This is a genomic window from Rahnella sp. BCC 1045 (genome assembly GCF_019049615.1).
Classification (GTDB): Bacteria; Pseudomonadota; Gammaproteobacteria; order Enterobacterales; family Enterobacteriaceae; genus Rahnella; species Rahnella contaminans.
In genome coordinates this window covers 1-17,505 of sequence record NZ_JAFMOZ010000145.1, presented here as the reverse complement: position 1 = coordinate 17,505, position 17,505 = coordinate 1, and the positions used below count along the sequence as shown (strand labels likewise).

13 protein-coding genes are annotated in these 17,505 nt (G+C 52.3%); 2 read left to right on the top strand and 11 right to left on the bottom strand.

Features of this window, described 5'->3' with window-relative positions:
* Positions 1-45: 45 nt before the first annotated feature.
* From J1782_RS25350 to J1782_RS25325, 6 genes are all read right to left on the bottom strand, one after another.
* Positions 46-702, bottom strand: coding sequence for an HAD family phosphatase (locus J1782_RS25350; protein ID WP_217154206.1), 657 nt, complete (start codon positions 700-702; stop codon positions 46-48).
* On the bottom strand, positions 699-1,691 hold the full coding sequence (locus J1782_RS25345) for an ABC transporter ATP-binding protein (protein ID WP_217154205.1): 993 nt from the start codon (positions 1,689-1,691) through the stop codon (positions 699-701). Before J1782_RS25345 ends, J1782_RS25350 begins: the two co-directional genes overlap by 4 nt.
* Before the next feature lie 2 nt (positions 1,692-1,693).
* A complete protein-coding gene (locus tag J1782_RS25340; protein WP_013577382.1) occupies positions 1,694-2,479 on the bottom strand; it encodes an ABC transporter permease in 786 nt (261 codons plus the stop codon).
* A gap of 22 nt (positions 2,480-2,501) precedes the next feature.
* Positions 2,502-3,344, bottom strand: coding sequence for an ABC transporter permease subunit (locus tag J1782_RS25335; RefSeq protein ID WP_217154204.1), 843 nt, complete (start codon positions 3,342-3,344; stop codon positions 2,502-2,504).
* Between the two features lie 26 nt (positions 3,345-3,370).
* Positions 3,371-4,168: an alkaline phosphatase family protein gene (locus J1782_RS25330; RefSeq protein ID WP_217154203.1), complete on the bottom strand. Its 798-nt coding sequence runs from the start codon at positions 4,166-4,168 to the stop codon at positions 3,371-3,373.
* 81 nt (positions 4,169-4,249) lie between these two features.
* Positions 4,250-5,308, bottom strand: a complete 1,059-nt coding sequence (locus J1782_RS25325; protein ID WP_152327448.1) for an ABC transporter substrate-binding protein — start codon at positions 5,306-5,308, stop codon at positions 4,250-4,252.
* Between the two features lie 202 nt (positions 5,309-5,510).
* On the opposite strand from J1782_RS25325, the gene J1782_RS25320 reads away from it, so the two are divergent.
* On the top strand, positions 5,511-6,221 hold the full coding sequence (locus J1782_RS25320) for a UTRA domain-containing protein (RefSeq protein ID WP_217154202.1): 711 nt from the start codon (positions 5,511-5,513) through the stop codon (positions 6,219-6,221).
* A gap of 86 nt (positions 6,222-6,307) precedes the next feature.
* Here the strand turns inward: J1782_RS25320 and metH are convergent, their stop codons facing one another.
* Entirely contained in the window at positions 6,308-9,991 is a 3,684-nt protein-coding gene (gene metH / locus J1782_RS25315; protein WP_371819833.1) for a methionine synthase, read from the bottom strand.
* A 265-nt stretch (positions 9,992-10,256) separates the two neighbouring features.
* On the opposite strand from metH, the gene iclR reads away from it, so the two are divergent.
* The gene (gene iclR / locus J1782_RS25310) at positions 10,257-11,099 is read left to right on the top strand and encodes a glyoxylate bypass operon transcriptional repressor IclR (protein ID WP_371819832.1); all 843 of its coding nucleotides are present in this window, start codon (positions 10,257-10,259) and stop codon (positions 11,097-11,099) included.
* A 40-nt stretch (positions 11,100-11,139) separates the two neighbouring features.
* On the opposite strand, the gene aceK is transcribed toward iclR, so the two are convergent.
* The 4 genes from aceK to metA form a co-directional block, all read right to left on the bottom strand.
* Positions 11,140-12,852, bottom strand: coding sequence for a bifunctional isocitrate dehydrogenase kinase/phosphatase (aceK, locus tag J1782_RS25305; RefSeq protein WP_165061199.1), 1,713 nt, complete (start codon positions 12,850-12,852; stop codon positions 11,140-11,142).
* A gap of 46 nt (positions 12,853-12,898) precedes the next feature.
* Positions 12,899-14,221 carry an isocitrate lyase gene (gene aceA, locus J1782_RS25300; RefSeq protein ID WP_217154200.1) on the bottom strand — a complete coding sequence of 441 codons (1,323 nt, stop codon included), beginning with the start codon at positions 14,219-14,221 and terminating at the stop codon, positions 12,899-12,901.
* 40 nt (positions 14,222-14,261) lie between these two features.
* The gene (aceB, locus tag J1782_RS25295) at positions 14,262-15,860 is read right to left on the bottom strand and encodes a malate synthase A (protein WP_217154199.1); all 1,599 of its coding nucleotides are present in this window, start codon (positions 15,858-15,860) and stop codon (positions 14,262-14,264) included.
* Positions 15,861-16,227: 367 nt separating this feature from the next.
* Complete coding sequence (gene metA / locus J1782_RS25290; protein WP_152327455.1) at positions 16,228-17,157, bottom strand: homoserine O-succinyltransferase; 930 nt, start codon at positions 17,155-17,157, stop codon at positions 16,228-16,230.
* Between the last annotated feature and the right edge of the window lie 348 nt (positions 17,158-17,505).

Below are 17,505 nucleotides of genomic sequence, written 5' to 3'. Positions count from 1 at the left end.
AATCCCTATAAAAACGCCCCTGATTTAACATTTTTTATCTGCAGTCTATTTCCACGAAAACACGGGCCATCCTGCCTGCCGGGCGTGCCGGAGCAGGATGGCGTCGGGATTCACGGCAACCGGCTGACCCACGCGGGTCAGCAAGGGCAGATCATTGTGGGAATCCGAATAAAAACTGGCTTGTTGCAGCAGGGAATCGTCCTGATTGATGAGTTCAAGTAAACGCGACACTTTGCCTTCGCGGTACGTCATCGTCCCCTGCGTGGCGCCGGTAAAGCGCCCGTCTTTCATTTCCACACCAATCGCCAGCGTTTCCTCTACCCCGAGATAACCCGCAATTGGCCGCACCAGATGTTCGCCGGAGGCGGAAATAATCACCGTCCGGTCGCCCTGTGCGCGGTGAGCAGCCAGGCACTCGCGCGCCTGCGCATAAATACGCGGTGCTATTACGTCCTGAATATAGCTTGCGACCATGCCTGCGACGTCACTTTCGCTGCGGCCGGTAAGCGGTGCGAGAGTACAGCGCATGTACTCCTGCATATCCATTTTACCCACGGCATATTGTTGCATCAGCGCGGCATCCTGTTGCAGGAAAGCCTGTTCATCCGCCACCCAGCCATTCGCTACCATGTAGGCAGACCACAAGCTGGAACAGTCGCCGCTAATCAGAGTTTCATCGAGATCAAACAGCGCCAGTTTCATGCAACTTCCCGTAACGTAACAAGATCTAACTGCAAACCAACATCGCTGCCATCGGCGCGAAGTGAGGCCACAGAACGGTTTAAAACATCCACAGAAAGCTCAACACCGTGCGCTAAAACACGATAACGCACCACGTTGCCCAGCAGGCTGTGGCTTAGAATTTTAGCCGGAATGCCCTCAGTCAGCTCGCATATCGTCACCGACTCTGGCCGGATGGCAACGCGGCCCGTGTAAGTCATGCCTGTCAGCGCCATCGCCTGTTCAGAACTCAGCAGGTTGTAGCTGCCGATAAAGCCCGCTGCGAACGCATCCACCGGTTCAGTATATAAGGTTTCGGCATCGGCATTTTGGACGATTTGTCCTTTGTTCATCAGCACAATCCGGTCTGACATGGTCAGCGCCTCTTCCTGATCGTGCGTGACGAAAATGGCCGTCAGGTTCATTTCACGCTGAATACGGCGAATTTGTTCGCGCAGATGTTTACGGATACGGGCATCAAGCGCGGAAAGCGGTTCATCGAGCAACAACAGGCGCGGCTGCGTCACCAGCGAACGCGCCAGCGCCACACGCTGACACTGACCGCCGGAAAGCTGATGCGGATAACGTTTGGCGTAATCGTTCATTTCCACCAGTTCCAGCACTTCGCCCACGCGACGGTATAGTTCCAAAGCCGGTATCTTTTGCATTTTCAAACCAAACGCAACGTTGGCTTCGACCGTCATATTCGGGAACAGCGCGTAGCTCTGGAAGACCATCCCGATCCCGCGCTGCTGTGGTGGTAAGGGCACAATGTCCTGCCCCTGAATCACAATTTTTCCGCTATCGACCGACGTCAGTCCGGCCAGGCAGCGCAGCAGGGTGGATTTTCCGCAGCCGCTTGGCCCCAGCAACGTGACGAATTCACCCTCTTGTGCCGAGAAATCAATGTTATTGAAAATCTGCGTCGGACCGTAAGACTTGTTGAGTTGAGTGACCTGCAAATACGACATAATCAGCTCTTTCCTTTGTTCAGCATGTTCGCCACCCAGGTGAAAATCAGGACGACCATGAAATACGAGATGACTAATGCGCTTGTGAAATGACCGCTGCCATTGCGCATGTTATAGAGATAAACCTGTACCGTTTCATAACGGCTGCCCGCCAGTAAGTTGGCGAAGACGAATTCCCCGATGAGGAAGGAGAAGGACAGCAACACGGCAATCATTCCGCCTTTACGTAAGTTGGGTAACACCACCAGCAACGCGGCTTTCCAGGTACTGGCACCGAGCAGGTGCGCCGCATCCATCAGGTCGCGCAGGTTGATCGCCTGCATGTTGTTGGAAATAGCACGATAGATAAACGGCAAGGCGATGGTGAAGTAACATCCAATCAGGATCCACGGCGTACCGGTCAGCGCCAGCGGCTCAGCAGAATACAGCTGCATCAGCCCCACCGATGACACCACCGGCGGCACAGCAAATGGCAGCAGGATTAGGATATTCATGAGCGCATCGAGCTTAGGGAAATAGTAAGCAATCACAAACATCAGTGGCAGGATCAGCACCAGCGACAGGAAAAGTGTGCCAAAACACACCAGCAGCGAGTGCCAGAGCGCAATCAGAAAACGCGGATCGCTCCACAATTCCACCAGCCATTTCAGCGTAAAGCCGCTCGGCAAAATGGTCGCGCCCCACTCCAGCACCAGCGCGTACACCAGCGTCGCCAGCAACGGCAACATCAGGACAATCAGTAAAATCCAGATCACCACACGGTGGTAAATCGCTTCAGAGCGCGACATCTTACGTTCCTTTTTCCGGCAATCAGCTGCGCTGACTGAGATAACTTTTACGCAATAACCACTGATGGACAAGCGTGATAAACGCCATCAGCACCACCAGTAACATCGCCAGCGCACTGCCCATATTCGGATCGAGGGAAATATCCCCCGACACCAGCGCCGCGATGCGTACCGGCACGACGTTGAAATTGCCTGTGGTCAGCGCGTAAACCGTGGCATACGCGCCCAGAGCGTTGGCGAGCAAAATCACGAAAGTCCCCAGTAGCGCCGGGAATAAAACGGGTATGCCGATATGACGCCAGTAACTCCAGCGCCCCGCACCGAGCAGAGCCGCCGATTCGCGCCAGTCTTCGCGCAGGGCATCGAACGCGGGATACATCAGTAATACGCCCAGCGGGATCTGGAAATAGGTGTAAAGCACAATCAGCCCGTCTTTCGAATACAGGTCGAAATGCTCCATCAGGCCATATTTTCTGAGCAGCAGCGTCAGGCAACCGTTCAGGCCGAGCAAAATCACAAAGGCAAACGCCAGAGGCACGCCCGCGAAGTTGCTGGTCATATTGGTAAACGACATCACGAAATCAAGCAGCTTTGTCGGACCTAGCTGGCGAAGTGAGTAACTGCCCACTAACGCGATTAGCAAACCGTATAAACTCGACCAGATAGAAATATCCAGCGAGAAGCGCATGGCCTGCAGATAAAACGGAGAAGTCAGAATATCGCTGTAATTGCCCAGTCCCCAGGCTTCATAGGTTTCGCTGTAAAAGCTGCTCACTGCAATCCAGGCCAGCGGCGCCAGCTGGAACGCGACGAAAAAAACCAGAAACGGCAGCATAAACAGCGCTGCAATCCACTTAGCTTTCATCGGTTATCCTCTAAAAGTGACGGGATTCAGGCCAGTAATGGCGCGCAATGTGGCTTGTCGTGGGCAATATTGAGGATCTGACAAACGGTGCCACACAACTCGGTTTGCAGCGGTGCGGCATCTTTAAAGCTGAAAGCACTGCCAAAGACAAACAACGGCACCTGACGCTCTTCCGGTAAAATACCGCCATGGCTGCGGTCATCGTTCATGCCGTGGTCGGCGGTTACGATGACCTGATAACCCGCGTCCAGCCAGTCACCCAGATAGCGCGACAGTATGCCGTCGGCCGTGCGCGCTTTGTTGCGGTATTGCGGCGTAGACAGGCCAAATTTGTGGCCAGCGTCATCAATATTCATCGGGTGGATCAGCAGGAAATCGGGGTCATGCCGGCGGCGCAGGCTTTCAGCATCGTCAAACAGATGCGAATCAGGGTAGCCGTCGTCGTAGTAAAAATGACCATGCTGAATGGCCAGAGACTCATCGCTGGTATGACGGTCACGCGGCGGGTCAAACGGCGTGCGGTTATACAATTCACTGACCCAGTGATAAGCCGCAGCCGCGGTCGTCAGACCTGCCTCACGAGCATAATGGAAAATACTGCGTTGCGTGGATAACCGGTCAACGTGGTTATGCACAATGCCACTCGCCACCGGCGCGATGCCGGTGAGAATGCATTCGTAAAGCGGCCGGGACAGCGAAGGCAGTTCGCATTCCAGTTGATACAAGCGGCCGCGTCCTGCGGCACACTGAGCCTGTAAATAACCCATTGCGTCTTTGCCGACCTGATAATTCAGGCCGTCGAGTACTACCAGAATGCTCTTCATTACACTTATGCCTTTCTTGCAGGTGTTGTAATTAATCAATGCTTTCGCTGCCCGGTTTTTTCTATTTTTTAATTCAGGAGATTACTGCTGCATGTTGATCATGACGTTTTCCTGCCACAGGCGAGGCAAGGTTTTGGCGCTCTTATCCCAGGCAGCCGGATCGGCAATCGGGTGAGCATTTTTGTATTCGCTGGATGGCAGCAGTTTGGCTTTCACGTCGTCTGGCAATGTGATGTGATCAGCACGGATTGGGCGGGCATAACCACGCGCCAGGTTGATCTGACCGGCATCGGAGAAGATGTATTCACGCGCCAGTTTAGCGGCGTTCGGGTGTTTGGCGAATTTGTTGATAATGGTGGTGTAACCCGAGGTGATAGAACCATCAGAAGGGATCACCACGTCGAAGCGGGTTTTGTCGATTTTGTCGCGATAGCTCAGACCGTTGAAGTCCCAGACCACACCCACCTGCACTTCACCTTTTTCCAGAGAAGCGATGACCGGGTTAGTCAGGCTCAGACGTCCTGCTTTCGCCAGTTTGCCGAAATATTCCAGACCCGGTTTCAGATCCTTTTCATTGCCGCCCATCGCGTACGTTGCCGCCAGAACGCCGTTCGCGGCCTGCGCTGCGGTGCTGACATCACCGATAGTGACTTTGTATTTGCTGTTGAGCAAATCAGCCCAGCTGTGCGGCTCATCTTTCACCTGAGATTTATCAATGATGAATGCAATAGTGCCGGTGTAAGCGAGTGCCCACATACCATCTTTATCTTTCGCCCAGTCTGGCACCTGATCCCAGGTGGTCGGTTTATAAGGCTGAGTAACGCCCTTCTGAACCGCTACCGGACCGAATGCAGCACCCACATCACCAATATCCGCACTGGCATTGTCTTTTTCGGCAAGGAATTTCGCGATTTCCTGAGCAGAACTCATATCGGTATCACTGTGTTTCAGGCCGTATTTGGTGCTCAAATCATTCCAGGTCTCTTTCCAGTTCGCCCAGTCATCAGGCATACCGACGCTGTTCACCGTGCCTTCGGCTTGTGCCGCTTTCAGGAGTTCAGCAGGAGGTTCAGCGGCAAATGCCGGTGAAGCGGAGAGGACAAGCGCGCTGGTTAACACAGAAGCGAACAACTGTTTCATAACGGATGCTCCGGATGGTAGTGTGTGAAGTGCTGGTCTAGTCCAGCAAGAACCAAGCCAATCTAACGCTCAATTGTGATAATTATATGTCAGCGTGAAAAAGCAGCAGTTTTAAGCTTATCGCTGTTAACAAGCGCACATAAGTTACGCAATTACGGGTCAGATTGGTGCAAAAACGCACTGAAATGAGGCTTGCTGACCGATGAATGAATCGCAGACCACCCTTGCCGTTATCTGCAAGGCTTTGAGCGAAAGTATTGCGGCCGGAGCATTTTCTGCCGAAGGAAGGTTGCCTTCTGAGCGCGCGTTGAGTGAACAGTTTTCCACGACCCGTATTACGCTGCGTGAAGCGTTAAGCCATCTGGAAGCGCAGGGGCTGATTTATCGTGAAGTACGCCGGGGCTGGTTTGTTTCTCCTCCGCGCATTGTCTACAACCCGTTGCAAAGAAGTCATTTTCACGCAATGGCGAAAGATCAGGGGCGCAGCGCAGAAACTCAGGTTATTGATGCCAGGCACTGCGTTGCCAGCGATACGGTATGCCAGAAGTTATTGCTGCCCTCCGGCAGTGATGTGATCTGCATCCGCCGGTTACGCTATATCGACAAGCGCCCGGTACTTTATGTGGAGCATTACCTCAATCCGTTGTATTTCAGTGGCATTCTTGATGCAGATTTAACGTCTTCCCTGACTGACCTGTATGCATCACGCTACGATATCCATTACGGGCGCGTACGGTTTGATATGGTGCCGACACTGCTGACAAGAGAAGCGTCGCAGGCGCTGAAAGTTGCCTCCGGCAGCCCCGCGTTATTTATCACGCGCACCAACCGGGACCAAAATGACCGGGTCATCGACTGCGATCTGGAATACTGGCGTTATGACGCACTGCACATTGATGTGGAAGTGAATTGATATGAATCCCGGCCACCTGATGAAGTCAGTGACCGGGTTTCATGAGAACCACCAGCGCAGAGTCAGCTGGAAGCATGACAGGGAAATTAATCGGCGTCGTAACCTAAGTTTGGCGCGAGCCAGCGTTCGACTTCGGCGACCGGCATGTTTTTGCGCGCGGCGTAATCTTCAACCTGATCGCGCTGAATCTGCGCCACGGCGAAGTATTTGCTGTCAGGATGGCTGAAATACCAGCCGGATACCGCAGCGCCCGGCCACATCGCAAAGGATTCAGTCAGTTGCATACCCGTGTTGGCTTCCACATCCAGCAGCTTCCAGATTTGGCCTTTCTCGGTATGTTCAGGACAGGCCGGATAACCCGGAGCCGGGCGGATCCCCTGATAATTTTCGCGGATAAGTTCTTCATTGCTCAGGTTTTCTGTCGGCGCAAAACCCCAGTAGACCTTACGCACTTTCTCATGCAGGTATTCCGCGAACGCTTCGGCCAGACGGTCTGCCAGCGCTTTGATCATAATTTTATTGTAATCATCATGCTGCTTGTCATACGCCTCGGCCAGAGCATCTTCTTCCAGCCCGCCGGTGACGGCAAACGCGCCCATGTAATCTTTTTTGCCGCTGGATTTCGGTGCGACAAAATCGGCCAGGCAATAGTTCGCGAAATCGGTTTTTTCGGTTTGCTGACGCAAATGGTGGCTGACCACCAGCACGTCCGTGCGGCGCTCATCTGCGTAAATCTCGATGTCATCGCCTTTACGGTTTGCCGGGAACAGGCCAACCACACCGCGCGGGTTCAGTAACTTCTCACGGGAGAGTTTGTCCAGCAGATCGTTGGCATCTTTGAAAAGGCGCTTCGCTTCTTCACCGACCACTTCGTCTTCCAGAATGCGCGGATATTTGCCTGCCAGCGACCAGGTCATGAAGAATGGCGTCCAGTCGATGTAATTGCGCAGCGTTTCAATGCTGGCTTCCACTTTCTGAATGCCGAGGCGATGAGCAACCGGCGGCGTGTAATCGTCCCAGTCGATAGTGGTGGCGTTATCGCGCGCAACCTCAAGGCTGACCGGCGGTGTACGCGGCTTTTTACGTCCATGCTGGATACGCACGGTGTCGTACTCTTTGCGCGTGCGTTCTATAAACGCATCACGCTGATCGTTTGACAGCAAAGCAGACACCACGCCGACTGAACGCGAGGCGTTTTGCACGTAGCAGGTCGCGCCGCTGTAGTTTTGTTCGATTTTAACTGCGGTGTGCGCCTTGGATGTCGTCGCACCGCCAATCAGTAATGGTATGGTGAAACCGCGGCGTTCCATCTCTTTCGCCACATTAACCATTTCGTCGAGCGAGGGCGTGATCAGCCCTGACAGCCCGATAATATCGACGTTCTCTTCAATGGCGGTTTTCAGAATTTTGTCGGTCGGCACCATCACGCCGAGATCGATAATCTCGTAGTTATTACACTGCAGCACTACGCCGACAATATTTTTGCCGATGTCATGCACGTCACCTTTTACCGTCGCGAGCAGGATTTTACCGTTAGTCTGGCCCTTCTCCTTGCTGGCTTCGATGTACGGCTCAAGATATGCCACAGCCTGTTTCATAACACGGGCGGATTTCACCACCTGCGGCAGGAACATCTTACCGGCACCAAACAGGTCACCGACGACGTTCATGCCGTCCATCAGCGGACCTTCAATCACTTCGATAGGCCGCGCAGCCAGCTGGCGGCACTCTTCGGTATCCAGTTCGATAAATTCGGTGATGCCTTTCACCAGCGAGTATTCGAGGCGTTTTTTAACTTCCCAGCTGCGCCATTCCGCCTGCTGTTTATTCGCTTCGCCATCGTCTTTGCTGCCACGGTATTTTTCGGCCAACTCGAGCAGACGTTCGGTACCATCATCGCGGCGGTTGAGGATCACGTCTTCAACGGCGTCGCGCAGTTCAGCCGGTAAGTCATCATAAATCGCCAGCTGGCCAGCGTTGACGATCCCCATATCCATGCCGTTGCGGATGGCGTGATACAGGAACACGGCATGAATAGCTTCGCGCACCGGTTCATTACCACGGAACGAGAAGGAAACGTTGGAGACACCGCCGGAAATCAGCGCATGAGGTAACTGGGCTTTGATGTCGGCGCAGGCTTCGATGAAATCAACGGCGTAGTTGTTGTGCTCTTCAATCCCGGTGGCGACTGCAAAGATATTCGGGTCGAAAATAATATCTTCCGGCGGGAAGCCGACTTTTTCAGTCAGCAATTTGTAGGCGCGACGGCAAATTTCAATTTTACGGGCGCGGGTATCCGCCTGTCCGGTTTCATCAAAGGCCATGACGACTACGGCTGCCCCGTAGCGGCGCACCATACGGGCGTGATGCAGGAAAGCTTCCTCACCCTCTTTCATCGAAATGGAGTTAACAATGCCTTTGCCCTGAATGCATTTCAGGCCTTTTTCAATGACATCCCATTTGGAGGAGTCAATCATGATTGGCACACGGGCGATATCCGGCTCACCGGCAATCAGGTTGAGAAAACGCGTCATCGCCGCTTCGGCGTCGAGCATCCCCTCATCCATGTTGATGTCGATAATCTGCGCGCCACTTTCTACCTGCTGGCGGGCAACTGCCAGCGCTTCAGAATACTTCTCTTCTTTAATCAACCGTTTAAATCGCGCAGAACCGGTGACGTTGGTACGTTCGCCAACGTTCACAAACAGCGTCTGCGGATCAATAGTCAGAGGTTCCAGCCCCGCCAGACGGCAGGCAACGGGAATAGACGGCAGCGCACGCGGCGGCACGCCTTCGACGGCTTTTACCATCGCCGCAATATGTGCAGGCGTGGTACCGCAGCAACCGCCGACAATATTCAGAAAGCCCGAGCGCGCCCATTCGGCAATGTGTTCCGCCATTTCTTTGGCTTCCAGATCGTACTCACCGAAAGCGTTAGGCAAACCGGCGTTCGGGTGCGCCGTGACATAACATTCAGCAATACGCGACAATTCAGCGACATACTGGCGTAATTCATCTGGCCCCAGTGCGCAGTTCAGGCCGAAGGTGAGCGGTTTTACGTGGCGCAGCGAGTTATAAAACGCTTCGGTTGTCTGGCCTGACAACGTACGGCCAGAGGCGTCGGTAATCGTACCAGACACCATTACCGGCAGTACGATGCCCAGCGCTTCAAATTCGGTTTCCACCGCAAACGTCGCGGCTTTGGCGTTGAGTGTGTCAAAAACGGTTTCGATCATGATCAGATCGGCACCGCCCTTAATCAGCGCCCGGGTAGATTCACGGTAGGCTTCAACCAGTTGATCGAAAGAGACATTACGAAATGCCGGATCGTTAACGTCTGGAGAGATCGAAGCTGTGCGGTTAGTCGGGCCTAAAACACCGGCCACATAGCGCGGTTTATCCGGCGTACGGGCGGTCCATTCATCGGCGCAGATCCGCGCCAGACGCGCTGCTTCATAGTTAATTTCAGCGGAAAGCGACTCCATATGGTAGTCGGCCATCGCAATAGTGGTGGAGTTGAAGGTGTTGGTTTCGAGAATATCTGCGCCAGCGGCAAGATAACCGTTGTGGATCTCGATGATCACTTCGGGTTTGCTCAGGACCAGAAGATCGTTATTGCCTTTAAGATCGCTTCCCCAGTCGGCAAAGCGCTGGCCGCGATAATCTTCTTCTTCAAGACGGTAGCTCTGGATCATGGTTCCCATGCCGCCGTCCAGCACCAAAATGCGCTGTGCCAGTTGCTTATGTAGCGCTTCAACCCGATTAGTCACTTTCACCTCATCACCCACCACGCACACCCGGCAAATTGTTCATTCATACGCCGGAAATTATGGTCAACATCCTAGCATACCTTCAGAAGCCAAAAGGCCGTGGTGACATGAGACTTTTTCAATTCAGGAAGGCATCCCGCAAATGCTGTGCAACACATCGGATGAGCGCAAAGGCAGGTTGCGATCCATACTGTAAAAACGAAAACCAATTCCAAAAATAATTTTTCTTCGCCAGTTTTTGGCGCATCTTACAAGGAACAGGCTTATGGCAATGTCCACATTGACTCCGGCCAAGCGTGCTAAGAAAACAAAAGCCGCTGCAACAGCAGGTAGCGCCGCCACCGGACAGGTTCAGTCCCTCACGCGTGGCCTTAAGTTGCTGGAATATATCGCTGAAGCTCAGGGCAGCGTTGCACTGACGGATCTGGCTCAGCAGGCAGGTTTACCGAATTCCACCACTCACCGTTTGCTGACCACGATGCAGCAGCAGGGGTTTGTGCGACAGGTCGGCGATTTGGGTCTGTGGACCATCGGCTCGCATGCGTTCGTGGTCGGCAGCAGTTTTCTGCAAAGCCGTAATTTGCTGGCGATGGTGCACCCGATGCTGCGCCGTCTGATGGAGGAGTCCGGCGAAACGGTGAATCTGGCAGTGCTGGATCACAGTGATTATCAGGCGATCATTATCGATCAGGTGCAATGTAATGCACTGATGCGAATGTCAGCGCCGATTGGCGGAAAACTGCCGATGCATGCTTCCGGTGCGGGTAAGGCATTTCTTTCCACCCTGCCGGAAGAGCGCCTGGCGAAGCTTCTGCACAAAATTGGTTTACACAGCTACACACCGCTGACCAAAACGTCTCCGGCAAACCTGAAACAGGAGCTGGCCGATACGCGCAAACGCGGTTATGCCTTTGATGATGAAGAACATGCACTCGGCCTGCGCTGTGTGGCGACCTGCATTTACGATGAGCATAACGACGCTTACGCCGCGATTTCCATTTCCGGCCCGGTTTCACGGATAACAGACGATCGCGTGACAGAACTGGGCGCGCTGGTGATCCACGCAGCAAAAGAAATTACGCAGGCTTATGGCGGCGGGAAACATTAATTGAGGAATTGCTCCCGCACTGATGGCGGGAGCATAAGACTTAACGGCGGCTGAAACGCTGACTGCGGCGATATGCGAAGACGTCCTCAACGTGCCCTTCGCGGATCCGCTTTTGCAGACCGCGCCAGTAATCGGCACAAAACAGGTCATTGTGTGCCACTTCGAAGAACTGCCGGACGCGCTTGTCGCTGCACAAGAATTGGCGAAATTCTTCAGGAAAAACATCCCCCGGCGCAATGCTGTACCAGGGCTCGCTGGCCAGTTCATCTTCGGGGTAACGCGGTTCAGGAATATCGCGGAAATTCACTTCCGTCATGTAACAGATTTCGTCGTAATCATAAAATACGACGCGGCCGTGACGGGTCACGCCAAAATTCTTAAACAACATATCTCCAGGAAAAATGTTCGCTGCCGCAAGTTGTTTAATCGCGTTACCGTATTCTTCAATAACGTCATGCATCTGCTGATCATCCGCCTGTTCCAGATATAAATTCAGTGGCGTCATACGCCGTTCGATATACAAATGCTTCAGGGCAATACTGTCGCCCAGATCTTCAATCTTCGCCGGGACTTCACGCTGTAGCTCTGCCATTAATTCCGGGCTGATATTTTTCTTAGCCAGAACAAAATGTTCAAATTCCTGGGTATCGGCCATCCGCCCTACGCGGTCGTGCTCTTTGACCAACTGGTAGCAGGCCATAACCTGCGCTTCAGTCACCTCCTTTTGCGGGGCGAAACGGTCTTTAATGACTTTGAAAACGCGGTCACTTCCGGGCAAGGTAAAGACCAGCATGACCATACCTTTGACGCCCGGCGCAATAATAAAAGACTCGTCGGTTTGCGCCATAAAGCGTAAATGCTCCCGATAACATTCGGTTTTCGCATGCTTCTGGCAGCCAATCGCGCTGTAAAGTTCAGCCGTCGTTTTTGCCGGTAATATCTCCCGCAGCCATTCCACCAGCGCGCCCGGTTGCGGGGCGTACACCATAAAATAGGAACGCGCGAAGCCGAAAACGATGCTGGCATCATTTCCCTCTGTCAGACACGCATCCACAAACAATTCGCGCTGATGACTTTGATGCACCGGCAATAACAGCGGGAAAACCTGCTGACCCAGCCCGATTTTTCCAATAATCCACGCCGCTTTATTGCGGTAGAAAACTTCAGTGGCGATCTCAATTACCGCCTCTGATATCGCATCACCGGGAAATCTTTGCTGCAATGCTGTACTGATGTAATCAATATCACGCGGCGCATTCTCCCACGTTAAACGCATCGGAAGATCGTGAAGAATCCGGCCCAGCGTGGTGACCAGATTTCCTTTCACAGGATATTGCCGGGCGAGTGGCCGGGCGCAATACTGTGGCCGGTGAATGGGCTGTTCGCTAAAAATAAAAAGCTTATCCGCCGTGAGTTCACGGTGTTTAAAAATCCGGCAATAGACTGAATTAAAGAAACTTTCGGCGATTTCTGCCCGGGGATAGTCAGGCAACAATCCGGCGTAACAGTTTTTTATGCGGACCAAGAATGCAGCATCGTAAAAGTGCTGACCCGTAATGCATTTGAGCTGAGAGACAACCAATCCGACATGGTGGTCGTAGAGATGAATTCGCTGTTTCATAGCCGCCTGCACCGCCGGCCAGTCGGCATTTTCAAAGCGTTGTTGCGCGCCCGAGGTCACCTCCAGAAACCGGCCATACTGTGCATCGAACCCTTGCAAAATAGTCTGAGCAATCAACAGCTCGATGCGCATAATATCGGCTCCGGCAGGGGAAAAACCCGGCTTGCGCCGGGTCAAATCAGTGGGATGTCGGGGAGAATTGCTGTTCTTCGGTCGAACCGGTTAACGCGGTTACCGATGAGCGTCCACCCTGAATGATGTTCGTCACTTTGTCGAAATATCCGGTGCCCACTTCCTGCTGATGTGAAGCAAAAGTGTATCCGCGGCCGATCGCCGCAAATTCAGGTTCCTGCACTTTTTCGACGTAATGTTTCATCCCTTCGCCCTGCGCATACGCATGAGCAAGATCGAACATGTTGAACCACATACTGTGGATGCCCGCCAGCGTGATGAACTGGTACTGATAGCCCATCGCCGCCAACTGCTCCTGGAAGGTGGCAATCGTTTTATCATCCAGATTCTTCTTCCAGTTAAACGATGGCGAACAGTTGTAGGCCAGCAGTTTGCCCGGGAATTTGGCATGAATGGCCTCGGCAAAACGCCGGGCCAGAGTGAGATCAGGCGTTGATGTTTCGCACCACACAACATCAGCGTACGGCGCATACGCCAGCCCGCGGCTGATGGCCTGCTCGATACCCGCATGCGTTCTGTAGAAGCCTTCATGCGTTCTTTCGCCGGTAATAAACTCGCTGTCATAAGGGTCACAATCGGACGTCAGTAAATCAGCGGCATCGGCATCGGTACGCGCCACCAGCAACGTCGGTACACCGAGAACATCGGCGGCAAGACGCGCGGAGACCAGTTTCTGCACGGCTTCCTGTGTTGGCACCAGAACTTTTCCGCCCATATGCCCGCACTTTTTAACAGCGGCAAGCTGGTCTTCAAAATGAACCGCTGCTGCACCGGCCTCAATCATGGATTTCATCAGTTCAAAAGCATTGAGTACACCGCCAAAACCGGCTTCAGCGTCAGCGACAATCGGCAGGAAATAGTCGGTATAACCGGGCTGACCGGGCTCAATATTATTCGCCCACTGGATTTGATCCGCACGGCGGAAAGTGTTGTTAATCCTCGTTACCACTTCAGGCACGGAATTCACCGGATATAACGACTGATCCGGATACATGCTGGACGCCGTATTGGCATCGGCCGCGACCTGCCAGCCAGACAAATAAATCGCCTCAATCCCGGCTTTTGCCTGCTGCAATGCTTGCCCGCCGGTGAGCGCGCCCAGGCAATTCACATACCCCTTACGGGACGCGCCGTGCAGTAAATTCCACAGACGGGCAGCGCCGTGCTGAGCCAGAGTACATTCCGGATTCACCGAGCCGCGCAGGCTGATGACTTCGGCGGCCGTATAAGGGCGGGCAATCCCCTTCCAGCGTGGCTGATTCCAGGTTTCTTCAAGCTGCTGAATTTGCTGAGTACGTGTTGTTTTCATGGCAAATGCTCCGGTCTTTTTATGTGTAGGGTATGAAGAATCAGGCCAGCAGCTGATAGCCCGGCAGGGTCAGGAAGTCGATTAACTCATCCTGCGTGGTAATTTTTTCCATTAATGTGGCGGCCTGCGTGAAGCGCCCGGCGCTGAAACGTTGTTCACCTAACTCCTGTTGGATCACCAGCATTTCTTCATTCAGCATGCGGCGGAACAAAGGCTTGGTGACCAGCTGACCGTCGCTGAGCGTTTTGCCGTGGTGGATCCATTGCCAGATTGAGGTTCGGGAAATCTCGGCGGTAGCAGCATCTTCCATCAGCCCGTAAATGGGTACGCAGCCATTTCCGGAGATCCACGCTTCGATGTACTGCACGGCAACACGGATGTTGGCACGCATACCCTCTTCAGTACGTTCGCCGGAACAAGGCTCCAGCAATTGTGCCGCAGTAATATCTGCATCGTCTTCGCGTAATACGTCCAGCTGGTTGGAGCGGGAACCGAGCGCTTTATCGAAGACTTCCAGCACGGTATCAGCCAGCCCCGGATGTGCTATCCAGGTACCGTCATGCCCGTTGGTCGCTTCCAGTTCTTTGTCCGTTCTTACCTTGTTCAGCACCCATTCATTGCGTTTAACATCTTTGCTCGGGATAAATGCCGCCATTCCCCCCATCGCAAATGCGCCACGGCGGTGACAGGTTTTGATAAGCAGGCGCGAGTAAGCACTGAGGAAAGGTTGAGTCATCGTTACGGACTGACGATCGGGCAAAACGCGGTCAGAATAATTCTTCAACGTTTTGATATAGCTGAAAATATAGTCCCAACGCCCGCAGTTAAGACCGACGATATGGTCGCGCAGGTGGTAAAGAATTTCATCCATCTGGAATACGGCAGGTAGAGTTTCAATGAGAACGGTGGCTTTGATGGTGCCACGTGATAATCCGGCGTAGTCCTCGGCAAAGCTGAAGACCTGACTCCACCAGTCAGCTTCATGATATGACTGCATTTTTGGCAGATAAAAATAAGGGCCACTGCCTTTCGCCAGCAATGCGCGATAGTTGTGGAAAAAGTACAACGCAAAATCGAACAGAGAACCGGGAATGGCCTCACCTTGCCAGGTGACGTGTTTCTCAGGTAAGTGCAGTCCGCGCACACGGCAAATCAGAATGGCCGGGTCGGGTTTGAGCTGATAAATTTTTCCGGATTCATTGGTGTAGCTGATCGTCCCGTTAACCGCATCACGTAAGTTGATCTGCCCTTCGATGACTTTTTGCCAGTCAGGAGCAAGGGAATCTTCAAAATCCGCCATAAAGACTTTCACATTGGCATTTAGCGCATTAATCACCATTTTGCGTTCTACGGGGCCGGTGATTTCTACGCGGCGATCTTTTAAATCCTCCGGAATGCCCCGAATCGTCCACTGTGATTTTTTTATGGAATCAGTTTCCGAAATAAAATTCGGTAAAATACCGCCATCAATTTTTCTCTGCACCGCGACACGTTCTGTCATCAAGCGGTTACGCTGCGGGGTAAAGCGCATGACCAGCTCAGACAAAAAATCCACGGCTTCTGCAGTCAGAATATGTGTTTCATTTTCACCAAAACGGCGTGTAAAACTAAGCTGACTGCGCGTAATTTGCTCTGACATCGCTAACTCTCCTGATTTTTCGACTTAAATCTGCCAGACCGCCTCACTAAGCAGATGCTGATACGGTAGAAAATAAAACAGCGACACAGGGAAAGATCCTCAGGGGATTTATCGATGGTCATTTATTGCCCGATAGATTTAAGCGTAATCAGGTTTTTCATAAAATCAAAAACGATTTCCATTTTATTTTTATTGCATGATTTAACAGCTATTAATCAGTGAGTTAAACACGTAAAAAAATATCGAAAAATATGAATCTATTTCGATTTTTTAGAGACTGAGGATCGGATAGTCATTTACGAGGAAGGCGTTGGAGGCAAACAGAAGCAGACGATCACGTAGGATCGTCTGTAAATCATGAAGGGAATTATTCCAGGGTTGGATTCATCTGGCGCAGATCGAATGGCGTGATCTGATAAACATAGTAGTTTAGCCAGTTGGTAAACAGCAGATGGCCGTGACTACGCCAGGTCGCTTTAGGCGCTAGCTCTGCATTGTCTTGCGGGAAGTAATTGTAAGGCATTTCAGGTGATAAACCGGCTGCGACATCACGTAAATATTCTCCGGCGAGCGTACCGGCATCATATTCCGGATGACCCGTAACGAAGGCCATACGCTTATCTTTCGTTGCGAACAAATAAGCACCGGCCTCGTCAGATTCAGCGAAAATATCAAGATCCGTATGCTGACGCAGGATGTCCGCAGGAAAATCAGCATAGCGCGAATGAGGTGCCAGGAATGTTTCATCAAATCCACGGGTCAGCAAAGCCAGCGGTTGTGATGTCTGGTGAGGATAAACGCCTGAAAGCTTGGTTTCGCGCGTCATCTTCGGCAAATCATAAAGCACATTTAACGCAGCCTGCACCGCCCAACACACGAACAATGTCGACGTGACGTGTTCTTTCGCCCAGTGGATAACGCGCTCAATCTCTGGCCAGTAGGCAACATCACAGAAATCCACTAAGCCCAAAGGAGCGCCGGTGACAATCAGGCCATCATAGTTATCATGCTGGATGTCTTCGAAATCACAGTAAAAGTTATTCAGGTGTTCAGCCGGAGTATTTTTAGATTCACGACTATCAATGCGCAGCAGCTGCACATCAATCTGTAAAGGGGAGTTGGAAAGCAGCCGTAAAAACTGATTTTCGGTCTCAATTTTCTTTGGCATCAGATTGAGTACCAGCACTTTCAAAGGACGAATTTCCTGAGTTTTTGCGCGTGATGAGGTCATCACAAAAACGTTCTCATTGCGCAGGAAATTTACGGCTGGTAATTCATCTGGGACCCGGATCGGCATAGCAACTTCCTCACTACATCCATTTATACGTTTAGACTTCTAGATAGCCGAAGATAACGGTTTTTATCTAAAATGTCGAGTCTGCAAACGGTAAGTGAAAATGTTTCAACTTCGGTTATTAATCTAGACGATCTGGTTATATACCAGAGAAAACGAAAAGCAATGAGTGATAAAAAGGGAACTACATGAGGAAAAAATAGAGGGATATGGCTGAAAATTTATCCAAATTTCCCATAGCAAAAAGCCCTGTACGTCAGTACAGGGCTTTCCACTTATTTGATGCCTGGCAGTTCCCTACTCTCGCATGGGGAGACCCCACACTACCATCGGCGCTACGGCGTTTCACTT